Annotated in this window: 8 protein-coding genes; 6 read left to right on the top strand and 2 right to left on the bottom strand. The window is 37.1% G+C overall.

What is annotated here, in order from left to right; all coding sequences use genetic code 11:
• Window positions 1-139: 139 nt before the first annotated feature.
• A complete protein-coding gene (locus tag QZ562_RS17140) occupies window positions 140-1,936 on the bottom strand; it encodes a PDZ domain-containing protein (protein ID WP_293762850.1) in 1,797 nt (598 codons plus the stop codon).
• Between the two features lie 922 nt (window positions 1,937-2,858).
• Between QZ562_RS17140 and QZ562_RS17135 the strand changes: the two genes are divergently transcribed.
• From QZ562_RS17135 to QZ562_RS17125, 3 genes are all read left to right on the top strand, one after another.
• Window positions 2,859-3,320 (top strand): Mpo1-like protein, encoded by a 462-nt coding sequence (locus tag QZ562_RS17135; protein ID WP_293762847.1) that lies wholly within the window; start codon window positions 2,859-2,861, stop codon window positions 3,318-3,320.
• Between the two features lie 119 nt (window positions 3,321-3,439).
• On the top strand, window positions 3,440-4,543 hold the full coding sequence (locus QZ562_RS17130; protein ID WP_293762844.1) for a histidine kinase: 1,104 nt from the start codon (window positions 3,440-3,442) through the stop codon (window positions 4,541-4,543).
• Window positions 4,533-5,351: a LytTR family transcriptional regulator DNA-binding domain-containing protein gene (locus QZ562_RS17125; RefSeq protein ID WP_293762841.1), complete on the top strand. Its 819-nt coding sequence runs from the start codon at window positions 4,533-4,535 to the stop codon at window positions 5,349-5,351. Before QZ562_RS17130 ends, QZ562_RS17125 begins: the two co-directional genes overlap by 11 nt.
• Window positions 5,352-5,908: 557 nt before the next feature.
• Here the strand turns inward: QZ562_RS17125 and QZ562_RS17120 are convergent.
• Complete coding sequence (locus tag QZ562_RS17120) at window positions 5,909-6,157, bottom strand: 6-phosphofructokinase (protein WP_293762838.1); 249 nt, start codon at window positions 6,155-6,157, stop codon at window positions 5,909-5,911.
• Window positions 6,158-6,345: 188 nt separating this feature from the next.
• On the opposite strand from QZ562_RS17120, the gene QZ562_RS17115 reads away from it, so the two are divergent.
• From QZ562_RS17115 to QZ562_RS17105, 3 genes are all read left to right on the top strand, one after another.
• On the top strand, window positions 6,346-7,275 hold the full coding sequence (locus QZ562_RS17115; RefSeq protein WP_293762836.1) for a DMT family transporter: 930 nt from the start codon (window positions 6,346-6,348) through the stop codon (window positions 7,273-7,275).
• Between the two features lie 254 nt (window positions 7,276-7,529).
• Window positions 7,530-8,711 carry an FAD-dependent monooxygenase gene (locus QZ562_RS17110; protein WP_293762834.1) on the top strand — a complete coding sequence of 394 codons (1,182 nt, stop codon included), beginning with the start codon at window positions 7,530-7,532 and terminating at the stop codon, window positions 8,709-8,711.
• A 54-nt stretch (window positions 8,712-8,765) separates the two neighbouring features.
• A complete protein-coding gene (locus tag QZ562_RS17105; protein WP_293762832.1) occupies window positions 8,766-8,942 on the top strand; it encodes a hypothetical protein in 177 nt (58 codons plus the stop codon).
• Window positions 8,943-9,052: the final 110 nt, after the last annotated feature.

The raw sequence follows: 9,052 nt of genomic DNA, 5'->3' as shown, positions 1-9,052 counted from the left end.
CCACTAAGTTAACAGGGATTTCAAGGCCGTTGGTAAACCAGTTTTTTGCCCTGTTAGGCGATGAAGGAATATCGACAACATCACCCCAAGAAAGGCAATAAACTTTTTACTTATAAAACTTCAAACATGTAATTATTCCTTATCCTAACCACTTATTACATAAAGTTTGGTCAATGATTTCCAAGGCTATAGTGTCGTTTTGTGCTTCAACGGCAATAAAAGTCAGTTGCTTGAGTTTTTTATCACGTAAAACACTAAGTTGTACTGTTTGGCCAAGAGATAAAAAGTTAATCTGTGCTATTAAGTTTTCTTTACTGACTACCCATTTATTGATAGCTATCAAGATGTCACCGACTTGCAATCCAGACTCATAAGCCGCAGTGTTTTCTGTTACTTGAATGATTTGTACGCCTATTTCACGTGCTTTTATTTGCGCACCAAAGTCGATTTTAATAGACGATGTTGTTATTACACCGCCTTTGTCATCAAGATTTTCTCTAGGTAAAAAATGACATTTAACGCCAAACTTATTCAGTAGTTTGTTGAAGGGTAACTCTTTGGTGGAGTATAAAGCTGATTGGAAAAAATCATGTAAATCTAAGTTCAGCTGTGCTTTAACAATAGTTTGTACAACATCTATTGGGGTAGGAATATGGAGCTTGCCGTGTTGGTTCCACAAATATCGCATTACATCATCTAGACTATAGTCTCCGTTGCTTTTGTGTTTTATCAACAAATCCAGGCACATAGCTAATACAGCGCCTTTGTTATAGTAACTAACAATATTATTTACGGCGCTCTCATCTTGTTTGTAAAACTTTGTCCAAGCATCAAAACTCGACTCAGTGATGGTTTGTTTAAAGCGTCCTTTGTTACGTATAAGTCGGGTTAGGTTTTGACCTACGACTTTTAAATACTCTTGTTGAGAGATAACAGAGCAACGCAGTAAACTGAAATCGTCATAGTAGCTGGTAAATCCTTCATAAATCCATAATTGTTCTGTGTATTGTTCTTGGTCTAATGGTGCGTCAAACAGTTCTTGAGGCTTAATTCTTTTCACATGCCAAGTATGGAAAAACTCGTGACTGCACAAACTTAGAAATACTTGATAGCCATCAGTCATTTTGAGTGGATTAGATAAGTTGGGTAAATCGTTTCTGCTGAACATTAACGCGGTAGAACTTATGTGTTCTAAGCCCCCAAATGCATTATCTGTTAATAGGGTGATAAATTGATAGCACTTAACTGGAGGTTTATCGGCAAAAAATTCTACATGATGCTGGCATATTTTGGTTAAGTCTTTTGTAATACGTTTCACATCAGCTTGATGGCCACCTGCGAGTATTAGTTCAAAATCCACATCAGCGACGGAAAATGGCAAAATATCGAATTCACCTAGCAATACAGGATGATCAATCAATTCTTCATAGTGTTCGGCACAGTAGTCCCCAAATGTATGCTTATTTTGATTCTTGGTAGGCATAGAAGACGCCACTCTCCAATGGCATAATTCAGGTAGTGTTGGCTTTTCTAATGTTAATGTGCACGGTTGATCTGTTTGCCCAACCACGGCCAAAAACATATTGGTACCATTGAAAAATGCTATTTCATCGTTTATGTACGCACCTCTTACTGACAAATCAAACGCATATACCTGATACTTAATATTTAATGCAGTGTTAACAGCTTTTACCTTCCAAGTTTGCTTGTCGCTTTTTTGGACGTTAATTTCTAGCCCATTATCATCTTTAGCGCTAATAGTGACGATGTTTTTGGCGAAATCACGGATCATATAACTACCTGGGATCCACGCGGGTAATGTCAATATTTGTCCATTTGTATCAGGGTTTTCAATGCGTAAGCTCACATCAAATATATGCCCTGCAATAGATGAAACGTTAACGCAGTAATGAATGGGTGCTTGATGAGTATGCATGGTGTATCTCTATTTGATGATAAAACAACGATCTTGATGGCTTGGGCATATAAATATACCGTAACGAGTTATTGTTTATATAAACTTTATTTAAGGTTGTAGTCGCTTTTATATGGCTAATGATAACAACAAAGTTGAGTAAGGATTATTAATTAAATGGCAATTTTGCAGGAAAGATTGGGTTGACGAATGAAGACTAAAAAAATACGTTCTATGTGTCTAGGCAGGCCCATTAATTTATAATTAACTACTGCAACTATTGTCAAAAGTGTGAGGAATCGAATTTGTAGTTATGGACGGTACGCGTCGTATGATTTTTAGATACCTAGATAAAGTAATATAGGGCTCATTGAGTAACGGACTCTCTTAAGATAAGACAGTGGTCGCCATACATGTTATTGAAGATACAGGTGAGGTCATAGCTTTCAAGGTTATACTGATGAGCACAAAACCAAGTCATTTAATCCTCACTAGTTTTCTTTTTGCTATTCAAATACATAATTTACCTACGGATCCAAGGTGTAAACTTGGATCGCGATCCACATTTTTGATGTCAAAAGTAACTTCGTTATTTGCGACTCTGTGGTGCTGAATATTTCAATAAATGGTTGTTAAATAATTATAGATAGGAGCGTGATCTCCACAAAATCGAAACCTTACAAGCTGTGAAAATGTTTTTGCAGTATATAAAAATAAGAACGTTTTCCTAACGGGTACTATTATTAACTGCAAGTCTGATGGGGTTAGCCTATATAAGGGTGTCAAATTTGAATCACCAAAAAAAGCAGTTAATCAGTTAACGCTTGGTTTAATGTTGGTTAAGGGGTAATTCACATATTTGATTGGCAACCGAGTAGGTTTTAATTGATGCAAGTAAATTGAATTGTTAAAGTAACGTTAATAAAATGCTGATGAGGTTTATATGCGTCAAATAGAGTTTCTGTTAAATGAGTATGGCGAAAGTCACAAAAACAAAACAAATATTCTTATCCATGCAATAGCAGTTCCGGCAATATACTTTGTCACCCTAGCGCTTGTTTGGTCAATCCCTACGATTACTTTTATGGATTACTTTGATATTACGTGGGCGCATATAATTGTTATCCCGACGTTGTACTATTACTTTCGTTTGTCTGGACCAATTGGTGCCGCTATGACAGTACTATCCATATTGTCATTTTTTGGTATTAAATTATTGATAGCATTAGATATTTCTGTTTGGCAGTTCAGTATTGCATTGTTTGTTGTGATGTGGATTTTGCAATTTGTAGGACACAATATTGAAGGCAAAAAGCCAAGCTTTCTAAAAGACCTGCAGTTTTTATTGGTGGGGCCTGCATGGTGGTGGGTGCATTGGTTAAAACGTTTAAATATCCATTATTAATTTTATCTATTAAATTTCCATTTAGTTGCGTTAAAACGACGCTTATCTCAGACCAAGGAAACTATTTCTTGGTTTAATTTTTTGTATACTATCAACTTGTTTATCATTCAGGAATATACGTGCCTAATTGGGAAAAACTAGTCGATAGCCGGGAACGTTTGTTTTGGACACTTCATACAGCAGGTTGGAGTGGTTTCGCTATTGTCTATTATATTGCTTCATTTCTGAATGACATGCGCAGTGTTTGGTTGTTTGTTATTGTGCTAAATGCGTATGCTGGTTGGTTACTGACTATTCCTCTTCGTTATATTTATCGCAAAGCTAGAACCATGAGTCCACTTAGAATGTTGGCTGTGGTGGCAGCTAGTTTGTATGTTACTGCGCTTATTTGGGCTTTTGTAAAAAATGTGAATCTCTGGGAAATATACAAAAAAGGTTATCGACCAGATGAGTGGTATTGGTATTTTAAAGACACATTAAACTCTCTTATTATGATTGGATGCTGGACTGGTGGTTATTTTGGTATCAAAAATTACCAAATGCTGATGAAAGAAAAACAAAACGTTTTGAAAGCCTCATCTATGGCTCATCAAGCCCATATAAAAATGCTCAGATATCAACTTAACCCACATTTTTTATTCAACACACTGAATGCTATTTCGACACTTATTTTGATGAAAGAAAATAAGACAGCTGAGGCCATGGTTACCCGTCTTAGTGACTTTTTGCGATATTCTCTTGATAAAGACCCCATTCAGCGAGTACCTCTTATCCAAGAAATTCAAGCACTAGAGCTGTATTTAGATATTGAAGAAGTTAGATTTGAAGATCGTTTAACGGTAGTTTGGGATATAGAAGAAAAAACCCAAAGTGCCCTTGTGCCTAGTCTAATATTGCAGCCTATTATAGAAAACTCGATTAAGTTTGCTATTTCTAAACTAGAAGACGGCGGGTGTATCAATATTTCGGCTAAAACGTTTGGTCGTGATTTGATGTTAAATGTTAGTGACAATGGCCCTGGTGCTGAAATTAAAAACGGACAACTACCCATTAGTAAAAGTGGTGGTGTGGGTCTGCATAATATAAAGGAAAGGCTGGAAGCTTTGTATCTTAATAGGCACTCTTTTGTAATATCCCATAATTATCCAACGGGTATAAAAGTTAATATCCGTATACCATTTGAAATAAGTGAGAACTCAAGTGACAAAAAAAATGAGAATTAGTACTGTCATTGTCGACGACGAACCGCTTGCACGAAAAGGCTTATCCTTGCGTTTAGCTGAATTTGACAATATTGATATTGTTGGTGAGTGTAAAAATGGAATTGAAGCTGTGGCACTTATCCCTCTTGTTCGTCCCGACTTGGTGTTCCTAGATATTCAAATGCCAGGGCTGAATGGTTTCCAGGTCATCAATAAACTACAAGAGCTTAAACAGCCCATTCCTTTGATTGTATTTGTTACTGCCTTCGACTCTTATGCCATTAAAGCCTTCGATATACATGCTTTAGATTATGTTTTAAAACCTGTTGATGAAAGACGTCTGAATGACGCAATAGATAGAGTATTGTTTACATTAGAGCAAAAACAGCAAGACGTTAATAAGCAAAAACTTGCTAGGTTAGTTGCTGATTTTACTGGGGATGACTGTGAAGATATTTTGCGAAAATTAGCCAGTGGTGAAAGCATTACGAGTAATAAATATCCTGATATATTGGCAATAAAAGACGGTTCAGAAGTCACACGAGTAGCTATAAATGATATTCAGTGGATTGATGCAGCGGGCGATTATATGTGTGTTCATGCGACAGGTAAAACTCATATAATGCGGCGTACAATGAAAGAGCTGGAGCAAGAGCTTGATCCAAGAAAATTTGTTCGAACCCATCGCTCAGCTATTGTTAATATCACATATGTGCAAAAAATGATTAGTCATATTAGTGGCGAATACCATTTAATATTGACTAATGGAACAGAACTGAAAGTCAGTCGCAGTTATCGAGACCGAGTTAAAGATATGGTTAAATTATAAATTGAGTAGTTGTTGTTGCCAATTTATTTCAATCTGGAGAGTGACAAATTGATTATTTTATTCGCCCACCATGATGTACTTTGACCTGTTATTGCTCGTTCAACCCCATAAGCACCCAGTTTAGTCACCAAAATTCTGTTTTGACACACTGTTTAACTGCCCCTTCTTTAGTGTCCTAGGACAACAGGGCGACATTCAACTTGAGTTTTATCACAGGGCATTTGTGACAACGTTATTACACCACCAGATAACAAAATTTTACTTGTTACAATGATATAGCTAGTAATACATTATTGACTGTAAACCGCGTGCAGATGCTACAGCAGCATTCAGTTCTAAAAATCCTGCATATCTGCCCATTTCCTCAATTAAAAAAATACGCTCTAAAGCATCTACGTTACTTCGAACTATTATTAATAGGATCCAGTGCGGTCTCAATGGCAGCATAAAATCAAATAGTCGCATTTGTGGCATTAATATCATTGTCTATGGTGCCAGGTAAGCCAATAACTTGCCTTTTGATGAGCACCACGAAACGAGCCATCACCACCAATCACTTACAATATATCTATATGTAAATTGTGTAAGTTACTAACTGCAGCTATTCCGCCTAGCTTAGTATGAGAGTCTTCACAACGGCGAGTTTTAAATATGGTGCCACCCCGTTGAATGATATTTATCGCATCTGAAGGGACGAGTAGTTTGTATTCTTGTTCAATTAGTTCGTTATAGTCATGCTTATAAGCCATCACTTCGAGTTCATAGTGTTCGGCTGTAAGTTCAGTTGAACGAATACAAGCATTCATATTAAGGGCATCACCACCCGATGTTAAAACAACGACTTTTCATTACTTTCTATTTTGTGAGATTTGTATGAATGCCCTTAATCTAATGTAGAATATACATTGTAAACAAAAACTTATAATAATTAGCCAGTCAGCCGCGTTCGGTAGCGTTGTTTGAGATCAATAGTTAAGATTTATTTGGAGAAGCTATGAGGCTAACAAGCATAGAAGTAACAAAACACTGGTATGGTTTTTTTTTATCACTCACCACTGCTGTCTTGTGGGGGATATTACCGCCTTTTTTGATGCTGAGTTTGGAGGTAATGGATGCTGTAACCATCACCTTATACCGGTTTTTTGTGGCGGGGATATTTGTATTTTTATTGTTGTTAAAAAGAAAGTCTTTGCCGCGATTGTCCGCACTTAGCAGGAATAAAAGCATAGGGTTGTTGCTTGCCAGTTTGTTCTTGGTAATTAATTATGTTGCAAATGTAAAAGGTTTAGAATATCTAAACCCAGAAACCGTTCAAATAGTGATGCAAACTGCCCCTTTCATGCTGATGGTAGGGGGCGTGGTGTTTTATAAAGAACGTTTAAACCGGCTTGAAATCTTTGGTGCCTTAATGCTTTTTTTGGGCTTGATTTTATTTTTTAACGACAGACTAGCTAACTTGTTTTTATCTTTAAGTCAGTTTACCACGGGTGTATTAATTATTTTGTTTGCAGCTACCACTTGGGCCGCTTATGCATTAATGCAAAAACCTCTGCTAAAAGTACTCACGGCAAAACAATTAACCTTGTTAATTTATATTATTGGTTTTTGTGTATTGTTACCATTTTCTAACGTGCTTCAGCTGATGGATATGCAGCTGATCCATGTTTTAGCACTTTTGTTTTGTTGTGTGAATACCATAGTTGCATACGGTGCATTCACCGAGGCTCTAAATATATGGCAAGCTGCCAAGGTCAGTGCAGTTTTAGCTATGGCTCCCATTTTTACTTTTTTGAGCATGCTGGTGGCAGTGAATTGGCTACCACAGCATTTCACCACTAGCGACTTAGATTATTGGGCTTATATTGGTGCAGCTGTTGTTATCATTGGCTCTGCATTTACAGCTTTAGGCAGATCAAAGGTGTGAATTATACCTGGGATCGTAACACCGATAAAACTTAGTCACAGAGCATAGTGAACCGAAATTATTCCTTTATTCCACGTTTACACTCAATAATATCAATTTTACATCACGGTCTATTTAATGTTGTGGCAAAACTAATAAGACTTCTGAAGCGTATTATTGAGTGGAGCTGAATTTAGAAAACATTTAGACAAACTATTTCAGCTCAATTTTGTCACGTGTTAAAGTAATTTAGCGCTCAACTAGAGGTAAATGTTTTGTTTGATTTTTGTGTGGTTGGAGGGGGAATGGTAGGTTCGGCTATGGTTTTAGGCCTGGCAAAACTGGGCTTCAAAATCGCTGTCATTGAACCTTCTATGCCCGTGCCATTTGATTCTAAACAGCCACCGGATATGCGGGTTGCTGCCGTTAGTTTAACTTCGGAAGCTTTGCTGCATGACTTAGGAGCATGGACACATATCAAAAATATGCGGCTGTGCCCATACAAACGATTGTCGGTGTGGGATAAACCATCATGTCGCACAGACTTTGATTGTAAAGCCATCGACCAGCCTCACCTTGGGCATATTATTGAAAATCGACTAGTCCAACTAAGTTTACATGCTGCAATTGAAAAAAATCAAAATGTAGTTTTTTATGAGAACTTAAAAGTAACAGATATAACGTCTAGCGATACTTCTCAGATTACGTTAGAAGATGGTCAGATTATAAAAGCAAAACTGCTTATCGGTGCTGATGGCGGGAATTCCGTGGTTCGTGCCGCTGCCAACATAGGTGTTCAAGGTTGGCAATATTCTCAGCAGGCTCTAGGTATTCAAATAAAAACATATGATGTACAACAAGATATAACTTGGCAACAATTTACTCCTGATGGACCTATGGCTTTTTTACCTTTATATGACGGTTTTGCATCGCTCGTTTGGTACAATAGTGCAAATGAGATAAAACAATTAAAAAGCTTGTCTAAAGAAAAGTTAAAACAACATATAGTTCAACATTTTCCAGCTGATTTGACAGATTTTGAAATACTTGATGTCGCGAGTTTCCCGCTGACCCGCATGCATGCGAATCAATACTTTAAGGGGAGTACCGTGCTAATTGGTGATGCTGCGCATACCATCAACCCATTAGCCGGTCAGGGAGTGAACTTAGGCTTTAAGGACGTGGCTGTATTACTTGATATCATTCGTAAAGAACTTGCGATAAATGAACCTGCAGTCATTTTACAGCCAAATAATTACTGTGACTGGTTAAAAAAATATGAGGAAAGCCGTCGTCGAGATAATTTAATGATGATGAGTGCTATGGATTTGTTATATTCATTATTCAGTAATAGGAATACGCCATTCGAACTGTTACGTAACCTAGGTCTAAAGTTGGCAAACAACGCAGGCCCCATAAAAAATAATGTGATGAAATATGCAATGGGATTGGCATAAAATGGAAAAACGCATAGATGATACAAGCAGGCCCGACACAAAGGTAGGTGACAGGTGACAGTATTAATTATTTTAGCCATATTATTTGTTGCTCTAATTATAATTGTTCCATTAATTGAACGTTCTAAGTTCAGAATGTCGAGCGAGCAAATGGGTAAATTGGGTCGCTGGATATTACCCTTGTTAGTCATTATGGTGATCATTCAACTGGTTATGCATTTCACTAACTAAATCTTTCACCTTCCAAATGTTTCATATCATGTTTTATGATTAATTAAATAGGCAGACTAAATGGCAGTTCATTGGTATCCCGGGCATATGCATAAAGCTCAAAAAGAAAT

Origin of the sequence: uncultured Paraglaciecola sp., from assembly GCF_913058035.1 — a bacterium.
Lineage (GTDB): Bacteria > Pseudomonadota > Gammaproteobacteria > Enterobacterales > Alteromonadaceae > Paraglaciecola.
This window is presented reverse-complemented; position numbering and strand designations above follow the sequence as displayed.